Source organism: Candidatus Dormiibacter sp., assembly GCF_050999135.1.
Lineage (GTDB): Bacteria > Chloroflexota > Dormibacteria > Dormibacterales > Dormibacteraceae > Dormiibacter > Dormiibacter spiritus.
In genome coordinates, this window is record NZ_JBPCPN010000053.1 from 56506 (window position 1) to 80869 (window position 24364).

A 24364-nucleotide genomic window follows, 5' to 3' on the forward strand; every position below is an offset into this window, starting at 1 on the left:
GGGCAGGTCGCTATCCCGACCGGGGATCGATCGGGGTGGGCGAGGGCGCTCGGGCCTCGATGACCTCGGCCGCGTCCAGGCAGAGGTCCTCTCGGAATCGCTGACCTATGATCTGCACCCCCAGCGGGAGGGCGCCCGACTGGCCGGTGGGCACGGCCACTGCTGGCAGGCCGAGCACGTTGACAGCCACCAGCAGACGCTGCGCGCGGAGCGTCCTCGCCATGCCTGACGCCTCGCCGGTATCGAAGCCGACCGCAAAGGGTGGTTCGGTTGAAACCGGACCCAGCACGAGCGGATGCTCGGCGCTGAAGAGCGACCAGGCTCGCAAGTGCCCGGCGCGCTCGGCCAGGCCTCGGATATACCCCGCCAGATCCAGCTCCTGACGGTTGCCAAGCATGAAGCCGACGGCGCGGCGGATCCCGACATCTCCTTTGGCCTCGATGTCGGGCGCCGTCATCACCCGGGTATCCGCCATGACGAGGAGCTCCCATAGCTCAGCCACTCTGTCAACCGCCGGTGGTTCGATCTCCTCGACGGCGTAGCCGGCATCGGCCAGCCAGCCCGCAGCGCGGCGCACCGCATCGGCGACCCTGGGATCCACACCCAGCCCGGCCGGGTCTGCCGTCACGGCGACTCGGATGGGCCGGCGCGCCGGCGGACCCTCCAGCGGCGCCGGCACCCACCAGGGATCGCGCGGGTCGGACCTGACCATGGCGGCCAGGCCGGCTCGAACGTCGTGCACCCGCCGTGCGAGCGGGCCCTGCACTGACATGATCTGGCCGGTGATGGGCCGCTCAGCCGAAGCGCTCGGGTTGTAGGCGGGGACCCGGCCCAGACTGGGCCTGATGCCGACCAGACCGCAGCAGTAGGCGGGGTAGCGGATCGATCCGCCGTAGTCGTTGCCATGGGCCAGCGGCGTGATGCCGCAGGCGACCGAAGCGGCGGCACCGCCGCTGGACCCGCCAGGCGTATGGGCCGGGGACCACGGATTGCAGGTGCGACCGCGAAGCGCGTTGTCCGTGTCCCAGCGGAGGCTGAACGCCGGCGTGTTGGTCCGGCCGACGATGATCGCTCCGGCAGCCTTCCAGGCCGCCACCTGGGGGCTGTCGTCAGGCGCGATGAGGTCGGCGTAGGCCTCGATCCCGTTCGGAGTCGCCTGCCCGGCCACGTCGACGTTCTCCTTGATCGTCACCGGCACCCCGTGCAGCGATCCCAGCGCCTCTCCCCGAGCGACACCATTGTCAGCGCTGTCGGCCGCCGTCAGAGCTTCCTCGCCCAGGACCACGGTGACCGCGTTGAGCGCCGGGTTCACGGCTTCCAGGCGGCTCAGGCAGGATTCGACCACCTCCCGACTGGAGACGGCGCGCGTCCGTATCGCCTGGGCCACCCGGACGGCGTCCCAGCGCCACAGCTCCTCGGTCATGCGCCCTCTCCTGGCCGGATCAGGGCCTTCGCCAACAACGCGCTGAGCGGCTAGCCGGCTTGGGCCTGCTCCACCGCTCGCCGCACCAGGACAGTGGCCAGATGCTTTTTGTACTCGGGTGAGGCGCGCAGGTCGCCGCTGGGGGAAAGCCCTTCAGCAGCTCGTGCGGCCGCGTCAGCAACCGATGCCCCCTCACTCAATGCGCGTTCGACAGCCGTGCAGCGCACAGGTGTGGGCCCGCAGTTGGTGAGCCCCACCCGCCAGCCGCCATCCACCTGCTGGGCGGCAGCTCCCACGATGGCCCAGTCGAACAGGCGCCGGCGGAACTTGATGTAACGGTGCGACCCAGGAGCGACGGGAAAGCTCACCTCGCAGACGAGCTCATTGGCCTCGAGCGGTGTGGTGAACAGGTCCTGGAAGAACTCGCGCGCCGGTATTCGGCGCCGGTTGGTGACCACCTCCGCATCCAGCATCACGGCCAGCGTCGGGTAGTCGCCGGCCGAGTCGGCGTGGGCGAACACCCCGCCGATGGTGCCCATGTTCCGCACCTGGTTGTCGCCCACTTCGGACGCGATGTCGGCCAGCAGCGGGAGGTTTTGGCGCACCTCTGCTGAGTGCTGAATGGTCACGTGCCGGGTGAGTGCGCCGAGCCTGAGCCGGCCGCCCTCGACGTGGATGTAATCAAGTTCCTTCAAGCCGTTGATGTCGATCAGCGCGCTGGGTTGGGCCAAGCGCAGCCGCATGAGCGGAATCAAGCTGTGGCCGCCCGCGAGCACCTTGGCGTCCTCGCCGTGCTTCTGGAGCAGGCTGGCCGCCTCCTCGACCGAGCCCGCGCGGGCGTATTCGAATGCGGCGGGGATCATCGGTTGCCCTCCTGGTTGTTGCCCAACTGGGGACCTGCCTCATGGGGTGGCGGAACTTCACCGCCTGTCCCCCACAGACCGCCACCCTCACTCTCACTGCCGGGCAGGGCCGTCTCACTGGTGCCGCCGCGCTGCGGCTCCGCCACCGTGGAGCCACCGGCCGCGCCGGTCGAGAGCTGGCCGGACGTTGCCGGCGCGGGCGGCTGGGTCGCGCCTTCGCCGGAGCCAGCGCCCTTGCCCTGTCGCTCAGTGATCTGCTGCCAGAGGCGGTCCGGGCTGGCCGGCATGTCGATGTGTTTCAAGCCGAGTGGTGAGAGCGCGTCGCAGAGCGCGTTGATCACCGCCGCGCTGGAGGCGATGGTGCCGGCCTCGCCGATGCCCTTGACACCCAGCTCATTGGTGGGCGACGGCGTGACTGTGCTGTCAAGCGTGAGCTTCGGCATCTCCGCGATGGTGGGCAGGCTGTAGTCGAGCAGCGTGCCGGTCTTGAGCGTGCCCTCGCTGTCATAGACGACCTCTTCGAACAGCGCTTGAGCAATGCCCTGGGCGATGCCGCCGTGCAGCTGGCCCTCGACGATCATCGGATTGATGACCGTTCCGCAGTCGTCCACCGCCACGTACTTCAAGAGCTCCACGCTGCCGGTGGTCGGGTCGACCTCGACCGCGCAGATGTGCGCGCCGAACGGCCAGACGAAGTTGGGAGGGTCGAAGTAGGCGACGGCCTCCAGGCCCAGTTCCATGTCCTCAGGCAGGCCCATGCCGTAGGCGGCGAAAGCGACCTCGGCGAAGGTCTTCCGCTTGTCTGGCGAGCCCTTGACGGCGAAGTGCCCCTGGTCGAAGATGACGTCCTCGTCGGCCGCCTCCAGCATGTGAGCAGCGATCTTGCGCGCCTTCTCGCGAACTTTCTGGGCCGCTTTCACTATCGACATGCCGCCCACCGCGAGGGAGCGGCTGCCGTAGGTGCCGTAGCCGAACGCCGGCCCCTCGGCGGTATCGCCGTGATGGATGTCGATCGAGTCGTAGGGCACGCCCAACGTGTCTGCCACCAGCTGCGCGAACGTGGTCTCGTGGCCCTGACCGTGGGAGTGAGTGCCCGTGTAGACCGCCACCGAGCCGGTCGGAAAAACCCGCACGTGAGACGACTCGGTGAGCGCCAGACCGCCGGTGGCGGGCGCTGTGGCGGCGCTGGGTCCAAAGCCGCAGATCTCGATCCAGGTGGAGATGCCGATGCCCAGCAGCCGACCCTCCTTCCGGGCCCCCTCCTGCTCCTGCCGGAACTTTTCGTACCCGGCCAGCTCGAGGGCCCGGTTCAGAGTGCCCTCGTAGTTGCCGGAGTCATAGCTGAGGCCGAAGTTATTGGTGTAAGGAAACTCATCCGGCTGGACGAAGTTCTTGCGCCGCACCTCCGCCGGGTCCCTCTTGATCTCGGCCGCGAAGATGTCGACCATTCGCTCGCAGAGGTGGGTCGCCTCCGGCCGCCCGGCTCCCCGATAGGGATCGGTCGGCACCCGGTTGGTCAGTACTCCCACGGTGCGGGAGGCAATCTGCTGGAACTTGTAGCCCTGCCCGGGCAGCAGGCAGGCGCAGGCCTGGAAGGCGCCGAAGGTTCCCACGTAGGCCCCACAGTCGAGATACTGCGTGACGCGCATGCCGAGCATCGTGCCGTCGCGCAGTCCGGCCAGCTCGACGTCGAAAACCTGACCCCGGCCGTGAGTCGTGGCCTGGATGTTCTCGGTCCGGGTCTCTGTCCACTTGACGGGCTGGCCGAGCAGCTTGGCCGCGGCCGGCACCAGGTAGTCCTCGGGATAGGGGCTGATCTTGCTGCCAAAGCCGCCGCCCACGTCAGGTGAGATGACGCGGAAGCGGCTCTCCGGAATGCCCATGGCGCCGCCCACAAAGAGCCGGATGAAGTGCGGATTCTGGCTCGAGAGCCAGAGCGTCATGTTGCCGTCAGCCTCGCGCCATTCCGCCATGACCACGCGGGGTTCCATCGCCATCGGCACGAGACGCTGCTGCAGGATGCGCTGCTTGACCACCACCTCCGCTTCGCTGAAGGCCCGCTCGGTGTCATCGGCATAGGTCAGGTCCCAGGCAAAGTTGTCGGGCAGGTCAAGATGCGTCTTGGGGCTGCCCTCCTGGATCGCCGCCTCCAGGTCCATGACGGCCGGCAGCGGCTCGTAGTCGACCGAGACCAGCTGCGCCGCGTCAGCGGCCTGGTAGCGCGTCTCCGCCACCACCACCGCCACTGGCTCGCCCTGAAAGCTTGTCTCCTCACCGGCGATGGGTCGCCGGTCGGGCACTGTCTTCTTTTCCGCCACGAAGGCGGGGGCCACCGGCATGGCGCCGCTGATCACCTCCGCAAAGTCCTGGGCCGTATAGACGGCCAGAACGCCCGGGGCTTGGCGAGCCGCCTCGCTGTCGATGTGGGTGATGCGGGCGTGGGCGAAGGGGCTGCGCACAACCTGCAGGTAGGCGCAGTTGGTCAGGCTCAGATCGTCGACGTAGCGGCCGTGGCCGCTGACCAGACGCGGGTCCTCCCGCCTGTGGATCTTGGCTCCGATCATTGTGCTGATCGCCATCTCTCTAGCCTCCGCTGGCAGCGGGCTGGGCTTCGGCCGCCCCGCTCATGGTGCGGGATGCAGTCTGCACAGCCTTGATGATGTTGACGTAGCCGGTGCAGCGGCAGAGGTTGCCCTCCAGACCCTTCTTGATGTCGTCCTCACTGGGCTTGGGGTTCTGTTGCAGGAGATAGGCGGCGGCCATGATGAAGCCGGGGGTGCAGTAGCCGCACTGGAGGCCGTGTTCGTCCCAGAAAGCCTGCTGGATTGGGTGAAGCGCGCCGTCCGGGGCGGCAAGGCCCTCGATGGTCTTCAGCTCGTGACCCTGGGCCTGGACTGCGAAGAGCGTGCAGGACTTGACGGCCTTGCCGTCCAGGTGGATGGTGCAGGCTCCGCATTGGCTGGTGTCGCAGCCGATGTGAGTCCCGGTCAGCCCGAGGTTGTCGCGCAAGAAGTGTACGAGGAGCAATCTCGGCTCCACCTCGGCCTCGCGCTCCTTACCGTTGACGGTTACAGCTATCCGGTGCTTCATCCCACCGCCTCCTGAACAGTTCTGCGGGTCAGCGCCAGCGCCGTCACGGCGCCGCGTTGAGATCTCTTAGAGAGCAAAGCCTAGGCCCTCTAGGGCACACTGTGCAGTGGGAAGTCTCAAGTGCAGATCGAGAACGAGCTGAACATCGGCGCGCCGCCCGACGAGGTCTATGCGTTTCTTCTGGACGTCAACCGAGTCGCCGGCTGCATGCCAGGAGCCGAGTTGACCGAGGTCGTCGATCCCTCCACCTTCAGAGGCAAGGTGAAGATCAAGGTGGGACCCATCACCGTCTCCTACAACGGCACCGCCCGGCTCATCGAGCAGGACGAGGCCAGCCGCACTGCCAAGATCCAGGCCGAAGGCAAGGAGACGACCGGCTCCGGCTCTGCCCGTGCGACCGCCACCATGACTGTGCTCGAGGCGCCGGGCGGTTCGCTGGTCAAGCTGATGAGCGACTTCAACGTGGCGGGCCGGGTGGCGAACTTCGGCCGCGGCATCATGGAGGACGTCTCGCGCCGGCTGGTCGGGCAGATGGGCGACTGCATCAAGGCTCATCTGGAGGCCGCACCGGCGGCAGCCTCTGCCCCGCCAGCCACCGGGGAAACCGGCGCCGCCGGAACGGCCGGCCCCTCCACCCAGCCGGCCGCCGCCGGGGAGCCGGCGGTTGCCGCCGCCGAGGCCGGCGAGCCTCAGCGAGCAGGCTTCACCCCGCCGGCGGCAGACCAGGCCGAGATGGCGAAGGCCGGACCTTCGCCCGTCTCCAGCCAACCGGCCTCGGCGCCGGGCACGGCGGCCAAGCCAGTCAATGCCTTCGGCGTGCTCTTCTCAGTTCTCTGGGAGCGTGTGAAGGGAATCTTCCGCCGCCGCTAGTGCCGCAGCCCGCCTTGCGCCATCCTCTCGAGAGCTACCTGGCGATCCGCCGGTTCAGCTATCTGAGCTCCCTGGCGTTTTCGCCGGACGGCAGCCAGATCGCCTACGTCTGGGAGGCCGAAGGTCAGCTCAACCTCTGGACGCAGCCGGCGGCTGGCGGCGAAGGTGTCCAGCGCACCAGGTTCGTCGAGGAGTCGGCCCGGCACGTGAGCTGGCCCCGGGAGGATGAGATCCTGTTGGGCGTCGACCACCATGGCAACGAGCAATGGCAGCTGCATAGCCTTCATCTTCGCGCGGGCGAGCTGAGCGACCTGACCCGGCGGAAGGACGTCCAGTATCTGCCCGGCTTCACGGATCCGGACCGAAAGCGCCACGTCTTCAGCGGCAACGCCGAGCGTCCCCAGGACCGCAGCCTCTACCTGTTGGATCTGGATAGCGATAAGATCCAATCGCTCCTTCTTGAGCCCGGCTACTGGTTCCCCGGCCCGTGGACCGCCGACGGCAGCCAGCTGGTGGTCGGCCGCTTCCGCGCCAACTCGGATCAGGACCTCTTCCTCCTCGACTCCGGCGGTGGCACTCCCAGCCTGCTGACGGCGCACGAGGGCGAGGAGTACAACCAGTCGATCGGACTGGCCGCAGACGGCCGGCTGCTGCGGCTCACCGACCGCGGTCGCGAGCATCACTGGCTCGGCCTTCAGGATCTTGCAAGTGGCGAGCTGGAACCGGTCTGGCAGGGGGACTGGAGCGTCGAGCATGCCGACTTGAGCCGGGACGGCCGCCGCGCTGCCTTCACAGTGAACGAAGCCGGGCGGTCAGTTCTCCACGCCGTCGAGCTGGAGACGGGACGCGAGCTGCCGGTGCCTGCCATTCCGGCCGGCCACTGTCTGCTCTTCGCCTTCTCCGGCGATGGCCGGCGCGTGGCGGTGGTAGCCGGCACCGGCCGGCGGCCTCTGGACCTGTATGTAGCCGACCTCGAGCAGCGGCAGACGACAGCCCTCACCGAGAGCTTTCAGGGCAGCGTCCCGACAAGTGAGCTGGCCGAGGCGGAGCTGATCGGCTATCCCAGCTTCGATCGGGAGATCCCGGCCTGGCTCTATCGGCCGCGTGAGAACAATGGTGTCCAGCCGGCGGTCCTCTGGATCCACGGCGGACCGGAATCGCAGGAGCGGCCCGGGTACTCCAACTCTTGGGGCGCCTTCCAGTACCTGGTCAGCCGCGGAGTGGCTGTGCTGGCGCCCAACATCCGCGGCAGCACTGGCTACGGCAAGTCCTATCAGAGGCTGATCCACCGCGATTGGGGTGGCGGCGAGCTGCGCGACATCGAGGCAGCGGCGCGCTGGCTGCAGAAGCAGAGCTGGATCGATCCCCAGCGGATCGCCGTCATGGGCGGCTCCTTCGGTGGATTCGCAACCCTCTCGGCTCTGACTCGGCTACCGGAGTACTGGGCCTGCGCGGTGGACCTCTTCGGACCCAGCAATCTGATCTCCTTCGCCGCCTCTGTGCCTCCCTTCTGGAAGCGGTTCATGAAAGTGTGGGTCGGTGACCCGGAGTCCGACCGGGACCTCCTCGTCGAGCGCTCCCCCATCACCTACGTCGAGCAGGCCCGGGCGCCGCTGCTCGTCATTCAGGGCGCCACGGACCCCAGGGTGGTGAAGGCGGAGTCCGACCAGATGGTGCAGCGCCTGCGCGAGCTCGGCCGGCCTGTCGAGTACCTGGTCTTCGAGGACGAGGGTCACGGCTTCAGCAAGACCGCCAACCAGGTCCGCGCCTACGGCTCGGCCGCCCGCTTCCTGAGCGAGCATCTGCACTTCCTGTACTGAGGGGTGACCGCGGCTGAGGCCCGTGAGCGGGCGCGGGCGCAGACCCACCTGGGAGCCTTCATCTCGCTGACGGAGGAGGACGGTCCCGGTCCGGCGGTGGCGGTGAAGGATCTGGTCGACGTGGCCGGGACAGTCACGACCGCCGGCGGCATTCAGCTGCCTGCCCAGGCCGCCGGCCACGACGCCCAGGTGGTGAGGCGCCTGCGCGAAGCCGGCTGCGTCGTTATGGGCAAGGCCAACCTGCACGAGTTCGCCTTCGGCCTGACCAGCGAGAACCCCCACTATGGAGCCGTACGCAACCCGCATGACTCAGAGCGCGTGGCGGGGGGCTCGTCCGGCGGCTCGGCGGCGGCGGTGGCGGCTCGGCTCTGCGATTGGGCGCTGGGGACTGACACCGGCGGTTCGATCCGCGTCCCCGCCGCCTACTGCGGCGTGGTGGGGTTCAAACCAACTCTGGGGACCATTGCCACCGAAGGCGTCTTCCCCCTGAGCCACAGCCTCGATACCGTCGGCCCGCTGGCGCCCGACGTGCGAACGGCAGCGCTGGCGCTCGAAGCCATGAGCGAGCTGCGCGACCTTCTGCCGGAGCGGACGCCCTCCTTGACCGAGCTGCGCCTGGCGGTCCCGACCGGCTGGCTGGACGGCGTCGAGCCCGGGGTCACCGAGGTCTTCGCTGCCGCCACCCGGGGACTGCCCGAGATCGAGCTGCCCGACCGGCTCGCGCTGGGGCGGCCAGGGCTGACCATCCTGCTGGCCGAGGCCGGGAGCCTGCATCGTCGCTGGCTGGAGGACACGCCCGAGCGCTACGGGGCTGATGTGCGGGCGCTGCTCGAACAGGGGCTTCGCGTCAGCCGCAGCGATTACGCCCTGGCCCTGCTGGAGCAGTCACGCGCGCGCCTGGCGGCGGAGACCGCGATGGCTGACGTCGACGCCATCCTCGTGCCGGCCACTGGCATCATGCCGCCCCGCATCGGCGCGGAATACGACCGCGCGGCCGTCGCCGGCTGGACCCGGCCCTTCAACACCACCGGTCAGCCGGTCATCTGCCTACCCGCGCCAACCTCCGGCCTGCCGGTGGGCGTCCAGGTGGTGGGCCGATTCGGCCAGGAGGCTCGGCTGGTCGGGGTCGCGCTGGCGCTGGAAGCAGCCTGGGCGCAGGTGACCGGCTAGAACGGACCGGCCGTTCGGGCTAGGCTTGCCGGCATGAGCGAGGTCGACTTCACGCTGCCGCAGCTGGCCGAAACCCTGACCGAAGGTACTGTCACCCGCTGGCTCAAGCAGCCTGGCGATCAGGTGGCGGAGGGCGAGCCGCTGGTCGAGGTCGAGACCGACAAGGTGAACAACCAGCTGGAGTCACCGGTCGCCGGCACGCTGAGCGAGATCGTCGCGCCCGAGGGGGGCACGGTCCCGGTCGGCGCGCTGCTGGCCAGGCTCCGCACCGAAAAGCGCTAGCCGGACGGCCAGGCAGTGCTGGGCCTGCGGGCGCCAGCGGCGGTGACCGCTTCGTCGTACTCGACGTTGTGATCCTGAGTCTGCCGGTTCGGGATGAGCACCAGGGCAATGAGACTCACGACAGCGCAGCCAACTATGTAGAGCGCGATGGGCGCTGAGCTCTTGTAGGTGGCCAGGAGATAGGTGGCTATCAAGGGCGCCGGGCCGCCGGCCACCACCGAGGCCAGCTGATAGCCGATGGAGGCGCCTGTGTAGCGCAGCCGGCCCGTGAAGTTCTCGGCGATCAGCGACGCCTGGGGCCCGTACTGAAGATCGTGAGGGATGAGCGAGACGACTACGCCCAGCAGAACCAGGCCTACCGCGCGAGTGTCCAGGAGGGCAAAGTAGGGAAAGGCAAGAAGGCCTATCCCTGCAGCGCCGATGCCGTAGATGAGCTTGCGCCCGAATCGATCTGAGAGGTAACCGGCAAAGGGCACTGTGAACAGTGACAGAAAGCTGGCCACGAAGACTGTCGTCAGCATGAAGTTGTTGCTCAGCTTCAGCGTCTTGGTGCCGTAGAGAAGCACGAAGGAGGTGAAGATGTAGAACGGCGCCTGCTCCGAGACGCGCACCAGCGCGGCCAGTATCACCTCCCGCCAGTTCCGCTTCAGCACCTCGAGCAGCGGGATCTTGACCAGTCTGTTTTCGCTCACCAGGCGGGCGAAAGACGGCGTCTCCAGAATGCCGAGCCGAATGTAGAGGCCGATGGCGACGAGGATCAGGCTGGCCACAAAAGGTATTCGCCAACCCCAGTTGAGGAAATCCTTGCCAGTCAGGTTGCTGACCAGCAGCAGCGCGCCGTTGCCGAGGATCAGTCCGATCGGCACACCGATCTGGGGCCAGCTGGCGACCAGGCCCCGGCGGCGATTGCTGCCCCACTCCATGGAGAGCAGGACCGAGCCGCCCCACTCCCCGCCCACGCCGAGCCCCTGGAAGACGCGCAACACTATGAGCAGGATGGCGCCCCAGACGCCGATCGAGGTGTAGGAAGGCACGAGTCCGATCAGAGTGGTGGCCAGGCCCATCGTCAGCAGCGTCACTATCAGCGTCGCCTTGCGCCCGATCCGGTCGCCGAAGTGGCCGAAGATCGCCGCTCCGATCGGGCGGGCGGCAAAGCCGACGGCCTGAGTGCCGAAGGAAAGCAGCGCTCCCGCCAGCGGATCGCTCTTGGGGAAGAACAGCTTGGGGAAGACCAGCGCAGCCGCCGAGCCGTAGAGGAAGAAGTCGTACCACTCGATCGAGGTGCCGATGACGCTCGCGACCACAGCTTTCCGCAGCTGCGCGGGCCGATCCGCCGGTGCCTGCATTGAGTCCTCCTCTCAGTTGACGACAAGCGCGACTGCTGTCGCGACCGCTGTGAGGAGATCCTAGAACAGCAGGCTGCATTTGTGCTCGCCAGCGGCCTCGGGTTGGCGCCTGGGGCCCGGAAGTATGCTCAGCGCTTCATGGAACTGCGCCGCCGGCTGCGCTCAGGCCGTCCTCTCCTCGGCGCCTGGTGCGTCATCCCCGACAGCTTCACAGCGGAGCTGATCGGCCGCGCGGGCTACGACTGGGCCTGCCTCGACATGCAGCACGGGATGATCCGCGAGGAGCACCTGGGTACCATGCTGCAGGCTCTGCAGCTGACAGGTACACCGGCTCTGGTGCGAGTGCCCTGGAACGAACCGGGCCGCCTCATGAAGGCGCTGGACGCCGGCGCGGAGGGCGTGATAGTGCCGATGATCGACAGCCCCGACGACGCCGAGCGCGCCGTCCAGGCCTGCCGCTACCCGCCTGCCGGCAATCGCTCCTGGGGCCCGATCCGGGCGGCGCTGGGGGTCGCCGACTACTCGCCCGCAACCGCCAACGAGAGCGTCGTGGTGACCCTCATGATCGAAACTGTGGGAGCAGTTCAGACCCTTGACCAGATCCTGTCGGTGCCAGGCGTCGACGCGGTCTATGTGGGCCCGCAGGATCTCTCGCTGACGCACGGGCTGAGGCCGACGCCGACCGCCACCGAGCCCGAGCACATCGAGCTCATCCAGACGATCCTGGAAGCCTGCGGCCGGCATGAGGTGGTGCCAGGCCTTTTCTGCGGTGACCTGGAGTCAGCCACCGAGTGGCGCCGCCGCGGATTTCGGCTGACCAACATCCTGTCCGATTCCCAGCTGCTGCGGCAGGGTGCCGCTCACCAGGTCCAGTCGCTGGCACAGGTCGAACTCGGCCAGTTGAAGACCAGCACTGAGGAGATCCGAAGATGACCGACCTGCGCCGCCACAGCCGCACCCTCTACGACGGCGTCGACCGCGCGGGTGCGCGCTCGTTCCTGCTCAACATCGGCTTCAGCCGGGACGACCTGAAGCAGCCTGTGGTCGGAGTGGCTCATTCCTGGATCGGCACCATGCCCTGCAACTTCAACCACAGGACGCTGGCGGCCTGGGCGGCCGAGGGCTTGCGGGCGCAGGGACTCACCCCGATGGAGCTGAACACCATAGCCATCTCAGACGGAATCACGATGGGCACTGAGGGAATGAAGGCCTCACTGGTCTCGCGGGAGCTGATCGCAGACTCGATCGAGCTCGTCTCTCGGGGCCACTACTTCGACGCCCTCTGCTGCATCACCGGCTGTGACAAGACTGTGCCCGCCGCCGCGATGGCGATGGCCCGGCTCGACAGGCCGGCGGTGCTGGTCTATTCCGGCTCCATCCTGGAGGGCTCGTACCGCGGCCGCCAGGTCGCGGTGGGCGAGGCGTACGAGGCAATCGGCGCGGTCGCCGCCGGTCGCATGACCGAGAGCGACCTGGCGGAGCTGGAGGCTCACATCTGCCCAGGCCCGGGTGCCTGCGGCGGACAGTACACGGCCAACACCATGTCGATGGTGATGGAGGTGATAGGGCTCTCACCGGTTGGCTACAACGGCGTTCCGGCCGTCGACCCCGCCCGTGAGGAGCTGACCCGGCGGCTGGGTGACGTGGTCCGCAACGCGCTGGAGAACGACATCCGGCCCTCGCAGATCCTCACCCGGCCGGCCTTCGAGAACGCCGCCGCAGCGGTGGCTGCCTCGGGTGGTTCGACCAACGCCGTGCTCCACCTGCTTGCCTTGGCCCGAGAGGTTGGTGTGCCGCTGGAGATCGATGACCTGGAGGTCATCTTCAAGCGCACGCCGCTGCTCTGCGACCTGAAGCCGGGCGGCCGCTACGCAGCTCCCCAGCTGCACAGGGCGGGCGGCGTCGCCGTGATGACCAAGCGCTTGATCGATGGTGGCTTCGTCGACGGCTCCGCGTTGACGGTGACCGGGCGCACGCTGTCTCAAGAGTGCGGCCAGGTGGAGGAAACGCCTGGCCAGGACGTGATCCGGCCGCTGAGCAATCCCTTCAGCCCTGAGGGCGGCCTGGTCATCCTGAAGGGCAACCTGGCCCCGGAGGGCAGCGTCATCAAGATCGCCCATCACGCCCCCCATCACCATCGGGGGCCGGCTCGGCTCTTCAACCGGGAGGAGGACGCGCTGGCCGCCGTGCTCGGTAACCACATCGACCCCGGTGATGTGGTGGTGATCCGCTACGAAGGCCCCAAGGGCGGTCCGGGCATGCGGGAGATGCTGCAGGTGACGGGGGCGCTGGTCGGCCAGGGCCTGGGCGACAAGGTCTGCCTGATCACCGACGGCCGCTTCTCAGGCGCCACTCAGGGCCAGATGATCGGCCACGTGGCGCCCGAGGCGGCGGTCGGCGGCCCGCTCGCGGCGCTCCGCGACGGCGACACCATAGTCGTGGACATCACCGGCCGGCGCGTCGACGTGGAGGGCGTGGATTTGGCCGAGCGCCTGCGCGACTGGTCGCCGCCGGAGGCCCGCTACCGGAGCGGCGTCTTCGCCAAGTACATGGCCCAGGTGACCTCGGCCTCCGAGGGCGCCGTCACGCTGCCCTGAGCCTCGTTGCCTGACCAGGCGCACGACAGCCGCTGCCCAGACGGATCCGTGCCATAATCGCGGCCAGCAAACCGAGGTGAGGAGGTAGAGATGGCTGAGAGTTCGGCCCTGGAGCGGACGAGCACCGCGCGCAAGGCTGTGGGCATGGTGCGCTGGCTCATGGTCCTCCTGGCCTTCGTGGGGACCACCATCAACTACGTCGACCGCGCCAATCTCGGTGTGGCCAACACACTCATCCGAAAGGACCTTCACATCCCGCCCGGCCTGATGGGCATCGCCATCGGCTCCTTCTTCATCAGTTACGCGGTGTTCCAGCTACCCAATGGCTACCTGGTCGACAGGATCGGCGCCCGCATCATGTACACGTTCGCCGTCGCCTGGTGGTCGGTCTTCACGGCCGCCACCGCGCTGGCCCGCGGCTTCTTCTCCCTCTTCGTTCTGCGGCTGCTGCTGGGAGTGGGCGAATCCGGCGCCTACCCGAGCAACGCCAAGATAGTGGCTGAGTGGTTTCCACTCCGCGAGCGCGGCACCGCCACGAGCATCTACGACAGCGGTGCCCGCTTCGGCACCGTGGCCTCCCTGCCCATCGTGACCTGGCTGATCCTGAACATCGGCTGGCGAGGGTCCTTCCTGGCAACCGGGGCGCTCGGCCTGGTTTGGGCTGTCGCTTTCGTGCTGCTCTACCGGCGCCCCCGCCAGCATTTCTGGGTGAAGCAGGAGGAGCTGGCTTATATCGAGCAGGGCTCTCGCAGCCCCGATCTGGAGGCGGAGCGCGTGCCTGTGCGCTGGGTCGATCTGTTCCGCTACAGGACGATCTGGGGCATGATGATCGGCTTCTTCTGCCTGAACTTCGTCATCTACTTCTTCATCACCTGGTTTCCTGACTACCTGACCACCGCCCGCCACTTCAGCCTGCCCAAGCTGGGGACTGTCGGCACCATCCCGGCCCTCGCTGCCATCCCGGGGGGCTGGCTGGGCGGCATCGTCGCCGACACGCTGGTGCGCCGCGGTATGGACCTGACCAAGGCGCGCAAGCTGTGCCTGGTTGGCGGCATGGCCTGCGCTTCTGTCATCGCTCTGGTGGCGCTCGCGCCCTCGGCCGCCGTGGCAATCGCGCTCCTCTCAGTCGCCTACGCCAGTCTGACCTTCGCCGCCGCCAGCGTCTGGTGCCTGCCGGCCGACGTCGCCCCCTCGCCCAACCAGGTCGCGTCGATCGGCGGCATCCAGAACTTCGCCTCCAACATCTCAGGCGTCATCACCAGCATCTTCACAGGCGCGGTGCTGCAGATCACCGGCAACTATGTGATCTCGCTCTTCGCCATGGGCGGCTTTGCCCTGCTGGGCGCCATCTCCTACCTCTTCATAGTCGGCAAGATCGAGCCGCTGGAAGCGAAGGGCGGCGATCCCCGGCTCACCGCCACGGCGGCGGGCGGCGGCGCCTGACCCGAACACGGGAGGTGAGGTAGACCAACTCTCCCAGCCGAAGCGTTAGCCTCTTTGACAGGACATCCCGATCCTGGCGACGCTGGGCGGTCGGGCAAATTGACAAGGAGCAAAATATGGGACTTTTCGGTGAGGTCCGACGCGAATTCATCGCCCGGCCAGACGAGTTCAAGAGCCAGATTCTCTACAAGTGGCCGGACCAGAACATCCGCAAGCTAACTCAGCTCACCGTCCAGCAGGACGAGATGGCAGTCTTCTTCCGGGACGGGCGCGTGCAGGGCACCATCAACCCCGGCCGCGTCACCCTCGACAGCTCGGAGATACCGTTCCTCGGAATGCTTGTCGACTTTGCCACGGGCGGCAACATGTTCAAGACCGAGCTGTACTTCATCTCCACTCGCGAGTTCCCCAACCTCCCCTTCGGCGGCGTGGTCGACGACGTGGTGGATCCGGAGACCACCCTGGCAGTGGGCCTGCGCGTCTTTGGTGAGTACTCGCTCAAGGTGCTGGAGCCCCAGTCGCTCATCGTCAACCTCGTCGGAACGCAGAACGTCTCCAACAACGATCAGATCACCGACTGGATGCGCGAGCAGCTGCTGAAGGTCCTGCGCACTGACGTGACGAGCCAGATCGTCCAGACCAACTGGCCGATCCTCGGCATCGCCTCCCACACGGAGGAGATCGAGCGCGTCACGCTGGAGAAGGTTCAGCAGCACGTCGCCAGCTATGGCATTCAGATCGTCCGCCTCGGCAACTTCACCATCTCCATCAAGGAGGAGGACGAGGCCACCCTGAAGGGCTACCGCCGCGACGCGCAGTACACGCGGATGGCGGGCGGCTTCCAGCAGTACGCCCAGGGCCAGGCAATGCTCGGGGTCGGCGAGGGCGCCGCCAAGGGCGGGGGCGCCGTCGGGCCCGCCATGATGGGCGTCGGCTTCGGCATGGGCAACACCATGGGAGCCGGCGGCCAGCAGCAGCCGGCCCAGGTGCAGGTGCGCTGCCCCAAGTGCGGAACCGCCAATCCGGAGACCGCCAAGTTCTGCTCCAACTGCGCCACTCAACTGGGCGCTCCGAGTCAGCAGTCGCCGGCCGCCGGTGTCAGCTGCCCCAATTGCGGCGAGTCGAATATGGCCGGCGCCAAGTTCTGCTCCAGCTGCGGTGCGTCTTTGGCGCCGCAGATGACAACCTGTGCCAAGTGCGGGACTCAGAGCCCGATCAGCACCAAGTTCTGTCCCAACTGCGGCACCAGCCTGGTCCAAGCCGCTTCAGCTCAGCCCGGCGCGGCCCAGCGAACGACTGAGGGCGAGGCTCAGCCACCAGAGTCCGGGCCTGGACAACCGCCCCCGGCTCCCGGCCAGGCCTGAGCCGAAGCTTGCGACGAGTGAGAGCCCCGAGCGGCGCTTGCGCTCTCGGGGTTGACTGAACCTGTCTCGGGGTTGAGCGAGCCTGCCGGCGAGCGAGCCGTGAGCCGCAGGCGGCGCTTTAGGGCGGTGGCTCGCTGGCTGCTGCCCGTTCTGATCGTCGTGGCGAGCGAGGTCATCTTTCCCGAGTTGGCCTTCGCCCGCGGCGGCGGCGGCGGTCACTCGGGCGGCAGCGTCGGTCACTCAGGCGGCGGCAGCTCAGGCGGCGGCGGCGGTTTCACCGGCGGCAGTGGCGGTGGCTATTACGGCGGTGGCGGCTTCACCGGCGGCGGCGTCGGCGGCGGCGTCATCGATGGCTTCGGCTTCTTTTGCGTCCTGCTGCTAATAGTCGGCGTCCTGTTCTTCCACTCCTTCATGAGGCGCAACACTGCGGCGCTTCCGACCACCGGCGCGCAGGACTTTAGGTGGACAACGCCGCGGTATGACTCAGCCTTGCTGCAGCCGATCCTGGCCAGCGACCCTGGCTTCGTGCCCGAAACCTTCCTCCAGAAGGCCCAGATGGCGTTCCTGCTCGTGCAGCGCGCCTACCAGGACCGGAACGTTCACGCGGCGCGGGCATTCCTGGCCGCGCCGGTCTGGAACAGCTGGTCTGAACAGGTGAACTATCTGCTCGAGCAGCATCAAAGACCGATCTTGGAGAACCTGAATGTCCGCGGCCTGGCCGTTACCGAGGCTCGGGCGGAGGAGAGCGGGCAGTCGGTCACAGTGCACCTCGACTACGTCGCCGCCGTCCACTTCAACGACGATCGTGACGGCCGGCTGATCTCCGGCAGCGAGGAAGATGCCCGGCTGGGGGAGGACTGGACCTTCTGGCGAGCGCCGGGCACGGTGACAGTCCAGGGCGGCGGCGCGACCGCGAGCAAGTGTCCCAACTGCGGCGGCCTGCTGAAGCTCAACGATGACGGCAAGTGCGACTACTGCGGAGCCGAGATCCAGAGCGGTAGCTACGACTGGGTGGTGACAAACATGCAGCGCTCCTCTTTCCAGGGTGTGAGCACTGCTCAGGGCTTGGGCTTGGACGAGCTTGACCCTGAGCGGGGACTGGCAGCAATCCAGGCGACCGATCCTGCGTTCGACTTTGAACAGTTCAGAGGCCGCGGCCAGCAGGCGTTCTACTCGCTGCAGGAGGCCTGGCAGGCGCGGGATCTAAGCTCCAGCCGGCCTTTCATGAGCCCCGGGCTATACCTCGGCTGGTCGAGCCAGGTGCAGCAGCTGATCGAGCTCCACAAGATCAACAAGCTGGACGATCTACGCCTGGAGGAGCTGATTCCGATCAAGGTGACTCACGGCCAAGCCTTCGACGACATCACCGTCAGGGTGACAGCCACCTGCGCCGACTACGAGGTCGACGAGCGGACAGGCAAGGTCATCTTCGGTTCCCAGTCCCCCAGCCGCTTCAGCGAGTTCTGGACCTTCCAGCGCGGTCGGGGCGTGCAGACCACCAGTCGAAGCTTGCAGGACCGGGTCTGCCCGAACTGCGGCGCGCCGCTGGAGTTGAACCAGGTAGGCGAATGCCGCTACTGCCGGGCGGCTGTCACCAGCGGTCGATTCGATTGGGTGCTCTCGCGCATCGAGGACGCCGACAGTTAGTGGCCTGCTTTCGATGTTGGTCGAGCAGATTGTGGCAGGCAGCCGAAGGCTGCCGGTCCGGACGAGGAGGCGAAGGAATGGGTGGAACTAGGAGGAGCGCATCGTGGATGCGTGACGACGACGGGCCGGGTCCCATGACGCCCGCATCGTCGTCCGGAGCCGCAAGATGCCGGCAAACTTCGGAAGCGGGGCACTAGGTCTGAGCCCGGCGCCGGAAAGCCGTCAGTGGGATGGCGTCCAGGGAGCAGCCCCCGCGGCGGGCGCCGATAGTGGATCCGTCCGGCGGTGAAGGGCTGCCGTCAGCGCCCAGCTCCCTAGCAGCACCGAGGCGCCGGCGACCAGGTCGAGGATCCAGTGGTTGCCGGTGACGATCACCGCAAACGCCGTGAGGAACGGGTAGCCGACGGCTAACCATCTCGTCCAGTGCCCCCGGAGCAGCCGCCAGAGCACCAGTGCGCACCACCCGGCCCACACGATGTGCAAGCTTGGCAGAGCGGCATAGGGGTCGCTGATGTGCTCCAGGACGCCGCTGTTGTATGACCAGAGGCCGCCGACCACATGGAGCGTGTCGACGTACCCGTAGGGCGATGGCAGCAGCCGCGGCGGCAGCGTGGGAAAGAGCGCGAAGCAGGCCAACGCCACCCCTGTCGCCAGCGCGAGCACATTTCGCCAATAGCGGTAGACGGCCGGCTTGCCGCGCAGCAGCAGGTAGGCGAGGACCAGCGCCGTGACCAGGAAATGGGCGCTGCCGTAGAAGGCGTCGAGCCCCTTGACCAGCCAGTGCACCTGCAGCAACGCGTGCTGCCAACCCAGCTCGACGTCAATGTGCAGCCACCGTTCGATGTCCAAGACGGCGAGGCCGTCGTCGCGGGCTGTGAGGAACGAATCCGGGTCGTCAGCAATCGACCCGTGCCAGTCCCGCGCCTCGGCGTAGAGCCAGTAGTAGATGACAACCAGCGACACCTGCACATACCAGCGAGGCGGACGATCCCGCCAGCGCACCTTGGGCCTGGCGTCGAACTCTGGGCTCGCCGCCAGAGCGGTGGTGGGGGGTGTGCCATCGGCCAAAGCCGGAGCCCGCTCGGCGGCGGGCGGTTCGGTCACGAGATCTGCCGATCTGAGCGCCCGGTCCGGACAGTTTGGCGGAGCATTTCGAATACCCTATCGGGAGCGGCCTTGCGCTTGCGTTACGGTGGAAGCTGATGCCTGAGGAAGGACTCCCTTTGGGACCGATTGAGGGTCACACGTCCGAGCGCGCCACCCAGGGCGAACCGGGTGCGGCTGTGGGCCGCGCGCCAGAGGGACGGGCGGCGGGCCCCATCGAACCTGAGCGGCCGCCGGCGCCTCCGCCCGGGCCACCGGGGCCGGATCAACCTCCGGCGCCTCCTTCGGGGCCGTCCGGCCCCGACCGTCCACCCGAGCCGGAGCTCCAGGCCTCCGACCCGGCTGGAGTTCGGCCCAAGCCCTTCCCCTGGCCGGCCGAGATCGAGGCTGCGCCACCTGGGCTGACTGCCCCCACCGCTGAGCCGTGGCAGGCGGCCCCTCTGCCGGCGCCAGTGCCCGCGCCCAGCTCACCACCTGATGCGGGGCCCGAGCCGGGGCAGCCGCTCGTCGCGGGACGGCCCGACTCCGTGGGGCCGCCGATCAGCGGTCGTGTCTTCAACCGGGCAGCGCTCTTGGCGCTGGGCGGCCTGGCGCTGGTGGGCTTGATCATCCTGCTGGTCATCCTCGTGATCGCCTTTAACAGGTAGCGTGCCACTGGCCGTTGAGACCGCTTGGGGCACTTTCGGCAGCGTCTGGGCGGAGGCAGGCTTAGCCGCTCTCCTTTACCCCGCCGCCGGTCCTCCTGGCAAGCGGTCTTCGGAAGCCAGAGTCCAGCAGCTGGAGCAGGAGCTCGACGAGTATCTGGCCGGCCGCCGGCGCCAGTTCGAGACGCGACTGGCGCCAGTGGGCACGAACTTTCAGCGCCGGGTCTGGGCGGAGGTCGAGCGCATTCCCTATGGCCAAACCCGAACCTACAGCCAGGTGGCCGCAGCCAGCGGCTTCCCGGCCGCGATGCGAGCGGTCGGTGGCGCCAACGGTGCCAACCCTCTGCCCATCCTGATCCCCTGCCACCGCCTGGTCGGCACCGACGGTCGCCTTCGCGGCTACGGCGGTGGACTGGACATGAAGCGCCGGCTGCTCGAGCTGGAGACCTCCGTCCTATCCGCCTGAGGCCCCGCCCTCATCGCGGCCCAGGAGCTGGCGGGCGAGGATGACGCGCTGCACGTGGGCCGTGCCCTCGTAGATCTGCATCCCCTTGGCATCGCGCCAGTAACGCTCGACGGGATACTCGTTCGAGTAACCGCGGGCGCCGTGAATGAGGATCGCCTGGTCGGCTCCGCGCAGAGCCGCCTCGGTACAGAAGAGCTTGGCCATGGCCACCGCCTGGGCGTTGTCTTCGCCGGCGTCTTTCAGCCAGGCCGCCTGGCGGACCAACAGCCGGCCGGCCGCGAGGTCGGTGGCCATGTCGGCCAGCGCCGCCTGGATCATGCCGAAGTCGCCGATGCGCTGCCCGAACTGCCTTCTTCTGCGGGCGAAGTCGACTGTCGCTTCCAGGCACGCTTGAAGGACTCCGACGGCGCCCGCGGCGACTCCCAGACGGCCGTGGCCCAGCGCGCTCATGGCCACCTTGAAGCCCTGGCCGGGCTCGCCCAGGAGCGCTTCCTGCGGCAGCGCCACCTCTAGGCGCAGGAAGGCATGGTTGGAGCCGCGATGACCCAGCTCGCGCCCTGCCATCGGCGTGCGCTCGAAACCAGGTGTCGTGGTGGGCACGACGAACGCGCTCAGCCCCTCCTCGGCGCGGGCGAAGACCAGCCCCAGATCAGCCACACCGCCGTTGGTGATCCAGTGCTTCTCGCCCTTCAGGCGCCAGCCATCGTCGGTCCGCGTGGCTCGGGTTCTGATCGAGCGCGCATCGGTACCCGCCTCGGGTTCAGTCAGCGCATAGCAGCCGATGGCCTCGCCGGCCCGGAGCCGGTGCAGCCACGCCTCCTGCTGCGCCTCTGTGCCCCAGTCGGCCAGGCAGTGGCCGACGAGGCCCGCCTGCACGGTCACGAAGCCGCGGACGCTGGAATCGACCCGGCCCAGCTCCTCTGCGATGAGCGCCGTCGCCTGCGCGCTGAAACGGTCGTCGAGCAGACCGGCAGCGCCGAGCTGGGGTACCAGATCGCGTTCGAAGCTGCCTTCCTCGTCCGAGCGCCGGGCTCGGGGGGCCAGCAGCTCCTCGGCCAGGCGACGAGCTCCGGCGGCTATTTGGAGCAGCTCCGGCTCCAAGCGGAGGTCCACCAGCCAGCTAGCTCAGGGCCGAGATCACTTCGGAGCCGAAGCGCTCGATCTGTTCCACGCGCTCCGGCCAGCGGCCGACCATGAACTGCAGAGCCAGGTGATGGACGCCTCGGTCGCGGTAAGCCAGCAGCGCCTCGGCCAGCTGCTCGGGCGTGCCCCGGAGACGGCGGGGATCCTGCGGCTGGGCCTCGCTCGTCAGCTCGATCGGCCGGCAGACGCACAGCTGCAGCCGTTCAGGTTCTCGGCCGGCCTCGACGGCAAAGGTGCGGGCCTCCTCGAACCGGGCGCACAGCTCGTCAGGCGTGATGTCGACGTAGTAGGGAAACCAGGCGTCGCCGTAGCGGCCGGCCCGCCGCCGCGCAGCCCGCGCCTCCCCACCCACCCACGTCGCCAGATGGCCGCCCTCGGGCTTCGGCGCGAAAGCCACTGCGTCGAAGCGATGATGGCTGCCCTGGAAGCTGATCCGCTCCTCCGACCAGAGTCTGGCGACGATCTCCAGCTGCTCGTCACTGACTGTTCCTCGCGCCTTGAAGGGCGCCCCCAGAGCGGCGAATTCCTCCTCCATCCAGCCCACCCCCACACCCAGGATGAAGCGGCCGTGGGAGAGCCGATCCAGGCTGACCGCGACCCGAGCCCAGTGCAGCGGCTGGCGGTAGGGCAGGACCAGGACGCTGATGCCCAGCTTCACCCGCTCGGTGCGTCCGGCCAGGAAAGCGAGGCAGGTCAGCGAGTCGAGAAAGGGCAGATCGGGTGGCACTATGAACTGCTGGTTCTCGCTGTAGGGATAGGCGGTGTCGATGCGGGCGGGGGTGACCACCCGGTCGGCCGACCAGACAGCGTCGAAGCCTAGGCGCTCGGCCTGGCGCGCAGCCTCCGTCAGCACCTCGGCGCTGGCGGCCCGGCCGGAGATAGGCAGAAAGACGCCCAGCTCCACGCCGGCTATCTGCCCGTGAACACCGGCTTACGCTTGCCGGTGAAGCCGGCATGGAACTCGCGAAAGTCCTGCGCGGTCATGAGCAGCGTCTGGGTCCAGGCCTCCATCTCGATCGCTGCCGAGTAGTCAAGGCTGCCTGCGCGGTTGAGCATCTCCTTGGTCATGGCCAGACCCCACGGCGCGAGCTCCTTCAGCCGCCCGGCGTACTCGGCGACGACCGCGTCCAGCTCCTGATCCGGCACCACGCGGTTGGCGAGACCCATGGCCAGCGCCTCGGCCGAGCTGATCCGGTCGCCCAGCAGCAGGATCTCGGCAGCCCGGCCGAGTCCCACCAGCCGCGGCAGAAGCCAGCAGATGCCCATGTCACCGCCTGAGATGCCCACCTTGGTGAAGAGGAACCGGAAGCTGGCCGACTCGGCCAGCAGCCTGAGATCGGAGGCGGCGGCCAGCACCGCGCCGGCGCCGGCGGCGATGCCGTTGACCGCCGAGATCACCGGCTGCGGCAGCTCCCTGAGGTTGCGGGTGCAGGCGCCGGTCATGCGGGCGAACTCGTAAACGCCGCGCGTGTCGAGCTTGAGCAGCTCGCCGATGATCTCCTCGACGTCGCCGCCAGAGCAGAAGCCGCGCCCGCGCCCGCGCAGCACTAGAACCCGCACATCGGCCGGCCGTCCCTTCAACTCGGCGGTCAAGCGCTCCAGATCGGCGTAGATCTCGAAGGTCAGCGAGTTCAGGCGCTCAGGCCGGTTGAACGTGACGGTGGCCACACCCGCCTCTTCCTCGTAGTCGAAGTGCCGCCAGGCCACCGGGTTAATCTAACGACCATGGCGGGGCCCGACCTCATCAACCCACCGGAGCTGGGTCCGCCCGCCGGCTTCTCTCACGCCGCAGCCAGCCGCGACCTGGTGGTGCTCGGCGGCCAGATCGGCTGCGACGCTTCCGGCCGGATCCTGGCGCCCGGCGACCTGGTGGCCCAGTTCGGCCGGGCGCTGGAGAACGTGGCCATCGCCCTGCGAGCAGCCGGCAGCGCTCCCGAGCTGGCGCTGAAGCTCACCTACTTCGTAACCGACGTTGCCGCCTATCGAGCGAATCTGAAGCCGATCGGCCAGTCCTATCGCGCGGTCTTCGGCAAGCATTTCCCGGCCAGCAGCCTCTTCGAGGTGAAGGGCCTCTTCAATCCCGAGGCGCTCATCGAGATCGAGTGCCTGGCCCTGCGTCAGGTGGCTTGAAGGCACCCGTCGAGCGGACGGCGGACCTGGACGGTCCTGCCCGCTACCTGGACTTCGGCGGTGCGGGGCAGCCGCTGGTTCTCCTCCACGGGTTGGGCGGGGCGGCCGAGAACTGGCTGGCGGTGGGCGCGGCGCTGACCGAGAACCATCGAGTGCTGGCTCCCGATCTGCGCGGCCACGGACGCACGCCGCTCTCCGGCCACCCCGCTCGGGTGAATGATCACCAGCGCTACTTCGACGCTTTCCTGCGCCAGGTGGCGGGCGCGCCGGCGCTCGTCGTGGGCAACTCGATGGGCGGGCTCATCTCAGTCCTCCAGGCGGCTCGGCAGCCGGTGACCGTGTCAGCGCTGCTGCTGGTCGACCCAGCTCTGCCTTGGGCTGGCCGCCGCCGCTTCGACTTCGCCGTCTGGGCCGCGTTTGGCTCCCTCCTGCTGCCGGGTGTTGCGGGACGCGGCCGATCTCTGCGAAGGCGACGGTTGGGCGCCGAGAGGACTGTCCGGGAGTCTCTGGCGATGATCTGCGCCGACCCTGACCGCGTGCCGCAAGAGGTCATTCGGGCCCACGTCGACCTTTCGGAGGAGCAGAGCCTGGTGCCCGACTACAGCCGGGCGCTGGTCCAATCCGGCCGCTCGATTCTCCGGATGCTGGCCAGCCTCCGCTTCGACCCCATCTATCGCTCCCTGAAGTGTCCAGTCAGCCTCATCCACGGCGATCACGACAGGCTGGTTCCGGTTGAATTCTCGCTTGGTCTGGCGCAGCGCTATGACTGGCCGGTCGACGTGCTGCCAGGCGTCGGCCACGTGCCGATGATGGAGGTGCCCGACCTCTTCAGCCAGACTGCCCTCAGGCGGTTGCGGACGCCGGCTCTGCGTTCGGCCTAAGCCGGATCGGCCAGCTCAGCACTGACCAACTCGACGAACACAGCAAGACGAACACGGCAAGATGTATTGCTGACCTGGTGG

The 24364-nt window shown here is 68.0% G+C and carries 22 protein-coding genes; 13 read left to right on the forward strand and 9 right to left on the reverse strand.

The annotated features are described in order from the left end of the window. Positions 1-10 precede the first annotated feature (10 nt). Genes ACR2MZ_RS13355 through ACR2MZ_RS13370 form a run of 4 tightly spaced genes read right to left on the reverse strand, consistent with a single transcriptional unit; the run spans position 11 to position 5376 of the window. On the reverse strand, positions 11-1423 hold the full coding sequence (locus tag ACR2MZ_RS13355) for an amidase family protein (RefSeq protein ID WP_434005534.1): 1413 nt from the start codon (positions 1421-1423) through the stop codon (positions 11-13). Between the two features lie 50 nt (positions 1424-1473). Then, on the reverse strand, positions 1474-2286 hold the full coding sequence (locus ACR2MZ_RS13360; RefSeq protein WP_434005535.1) for an FAD binding domain-containing protein: 813 nt from the start codon (positions 2284-2286) through the stop codon (positions 1474-1476). Beyond that, a complete protein-coding gene (locus tag ACR2MZ_RS13365) occupies positions 2283-4865 on the reverse strand; it encodes a xanthine dehydrogenase family protein molybdopterin-binding subunit (protein ID WP_434005536.1) in 2583 nt (860 codons plus the stop codon). The genes ACR2MZ_RS13360 and ACR2MZ_RS13365 overlap by 4 nt, the downstream gene beginning before the upstream one ends. Before the next feature lie 4 nt (positions 4866-4869). Further along, positions 4870-5376 carry a (2Fe-2S)-binding protein gene (locus ACR2MZ_RS13370; RefSeq protein ID WP_434005537.1) on the reverse strand — a complete coding sequence of 169 codons (507 nt, stop codon included), beginning with the start codon at positions 5374-5376 and terminating at the stop codon, positions 4870-4872. 120 nt (positions 5377-5496) lie between these two features. Here ACR2MZ_RS13370 and ACR2MZ_RS13375 point away from each other — a divergent pair, with 120 nt between their 5' ends. Genes ACR2MZ_RS13375 through ACR2MZ_RS13390 form a run of 4 tightly spaced genes read left to right on the forward strand, consistent with a single transcriptional unit; the run spans position 5497 to position 9518 of the window. Next, the gene (locus tag ACR2MZ_RS13375) at positions 5497-6246 is read left to right on the forward strand and encodes an SRPBCC family protein (protein ID WP_434005538.1); all 750 of its coding nucleotides are present in this window, start codon (positions 5497-5499) and stop codon (positions 6244-6246) included. Beyond that, a complete protein-coding gene (locus tag ACR2MZ_RS13380) occupies positions 6246-8066 on the forward strand; it encodes a S9 family peptidase (protein ID WP_434005539.1) in 1821 nt (606 codons plus the stop codon). Before ACR2MZ_RS13375 ends, ACR2MZ_RS13380 begins: the two co-directional genes overlap by 1 nt. 3 nt (positions 8067-8069) lie before the next feature. Continuing rightward, positions 8070-9236 (forward strand): amidase, encoded by a 1167-nt coding sequence (locus tag ACR2MZ_RS13385; protein WP_434005540.1) that lies wholly within the window; start codon positions 8070-8072, stop codon positions 9234-9236. Between the two features lie 33 nt (positions 9237-9269). Continuing rightward, entirely contained in the window at positions 9270-9518 is a 249-nt protein-coding gene (locus ACR2MZ_RS13390) for a lipoyl domain-containing protein (RefSeq protein ID WP_434005541.1), read from the forward strand. Here ACR2MZ_RS13390 and ACR2MZ_RS13395 read toward each other — a convergent pair. After that, a complete protein-coding gene (locus ACR2MZ_RS13395; protein ID WP_434005542.1) occupies positions 9515-10864 on the reverse strand; it encodes an MFS transporter in 1350 nt (449 codons plus the stop codon). The genes ACR2MZ_RS13390 and ACR2MZ_RS13395 overlap by 4 nt on opposite strands. A 138-nt stretch (positions 10865-11002) precedes the next feature. Between ACR2MZ_RS13395 and ACR2MZ_RS13400 the strand changes: the two genes are divergently transcribed. The 5 genes from ACR2MZ_RS13400 (at position 11003) to ACR2MZ_RS13420 (ending at position 17915) form a co-directional block, all read left to right on the forward strand. Then, the gene (locus ACR2MZ_RS13400; RefSeq protein ID WP_434005543.1) at positions 11003-11797 is read left to right on the forward strand and encodes an HpcH/HpaI aldolase family protein; all 795 of its coding nucleotides are present in this window, start codon (positions 11003-11005) and stop codon (positions 11795-11797) included. Next, positions 11794-13461: a dihydroxy-acid dehydratase gene (ilvD, locus tag ACR2MZ_RS13405; protein ID WP_434005544.1), complete on the forward strand. Its 1668-nt coding sequence runs from the start codon at positions 11794-11796 to the stop codon at positions 13459-13461. Before ACR2MZ_RS13400 ends, ilvD begins: the two co-directional genes overlap by 4 nt. Positions 13462-13551: 90 nt before the next feature. Continuing rightward, positions 13552-14904 (forward strand): MFS transporter, encoded by a 1353-nt coding sequence (locus tag ACR2MZ_RS13410; RefSeq protein ID WP_434005545.1) that lies wholly within the window; start codon positions 13552-13554, stop codon positions 14902-14904. Between the two features lie 116 nt (positions 14905-15020). Then, the gene (locus ACR2MZ_RS13415; RefSeq protein WP_434005546.1) at positions 15021-16268 is read left to right on the forward strand and encodes an SPFH domain-containing protein; all 1248 of its coding nucleotides are present in this window, start codon (positions 15021-15023) and stop codon (positions 16266-16268) included. 72 nt (positions 16269-16340) lie between these two features. Beyond that, entirely contained in the window at positions 16341-17915 is a 1575-nt protein-coding gene (locus ACR2MZ_RS13420; protein ID WP_434005547.1) for a TIM44-like domain-containing protein, read from the forward strand. 222 nt (positions 17916-18137) lie between these two features. Here the strand turns inward: ACR2MZ_RS13420 and ACR2MZ_RS13425 are convergent, their stop codons facing one another. Beyond that, complete coding sequence (locus tag ACR2MZ_RS13425) at positions 18138-19019, reverse strand: phosphatase PAP2 family protein (protein ID WP_434005548.1); 882 nt, start codon at positions 19017-19019, stop codon at positions 18138-18140. Between the two features lie 98 nt (positions 19020-19117). Between ACR2MZ_RS13425 and ACR2MZ_RS13430 the strand changes: the two genes are divergently transcribed. Together ACR2MZ_RS13430 and ACR2MZ_RS13435 are read left to right on the forward strand one after the other, a co-directional pair. Then, on the forward strand, positions 19118-19666 hold the full coding sequence (locus ACR2MZ_RS13430; protein ID WP_434005549.1) for a hypothetical protein: 549 nt from the start codon (positions 19118-19120) through the stop codon (positions 19664-19666). A 1-nt stretch (position 19667) separates the two neighbouring features. Further along, positions 19668-20129, forward strand: a complete 462-nt coding sequence (locus tag ACR2MZ_RS13435) for a methylated-DNA--[protein]-cysteine S-methyltransferase (protein ID WP_434005550.1) — start codon at positions 19668-19670, stop codon at positions 20127-20129. Here the strand turns inward: ACR2MZ_RS13435 and ACR2MZ_RS13440 are convergent. The 3 genes from ACR2MZ_RS13440 to ACR2MZ_RS13450 are packed head-to-tail and all read right to left on the reverse strand — an operon-like array spanning position 20118 to position 22979. Next, positions 20118-21242, reverse strand: coding sequence for an acyl-CoA dehydrogenase family protein (locus tag ACR2MZ_RS13440; protein WP_434005551.1), 1125 nt, complete (start codon positions 21240-21242; stop codon positions 20118-20120). The genes ACR2MZ_RS13435 and ACR2MZ_RS13440 overlap by 12 nt on opposite strands. A gap of 7 nt (positions 21243-21249) precedes the next feature. After that, complete coding sequence (locus ACR2MZ_RS13445) at positions 21250-22176, reverse strand: TIGR03619 family F420-dependent LLM class oxidoreductase (RefSeq protein WP_434005552.1); 927 nt, start codon at positions 22174-22176, stop codon at positions 21250-21252. 5 nt (positions 22177-22181) lie between these two features. Beyond that, positions 22182-22979 (reverse strand): enoyl-CoA hydratase family protein, encoded by a 798-nt coding sequence (locus tag ACR2MZ_RS13450; RefSeq protein WP_434005553.1) that lies wholly within the window; start codon positions 22977-22979, stop codon positions 22182-22184. Between the two features lie 18 nt (positions 22980-22997). Between ACR2MZ_RS13450 and ACR2MZ_RS13455 the strand changes: the two genes are divergently transcribed. Together ACR2MZ_RS13455 and ACR2MZ_RS13460 are read left to right on the forward strand one after the other, a co-directional pair. Further along, positions 22998-23402 (forward strand): RidA family protein, encoded by a 405-nt coding sequence (locus ACR2MZ_RS13455; protein WP_434005554.1) that lies wholly within the window; start codon positions 22998-23000, stop codon positions 23400-23402. Next, the gene (locus tag ACR2MZ_RS13460; protein WP_434005555.1) at positions 23399-24283 is read left to right on the forward strand and encodes an alpha/beta fold hydrolase; all 885 of its coding nucleotides are present in this window, start codon (positions 23399-23401) and stop codon (positions 24281-24283) included. Before ACR2MZ_RS13455 ends, ACR2MZ_RS13460 begins: the two co-directional genes overlap by 4 nt. The last annotated feature ends 81 nt before the right edge of the window (positions 24284-24364 follow it).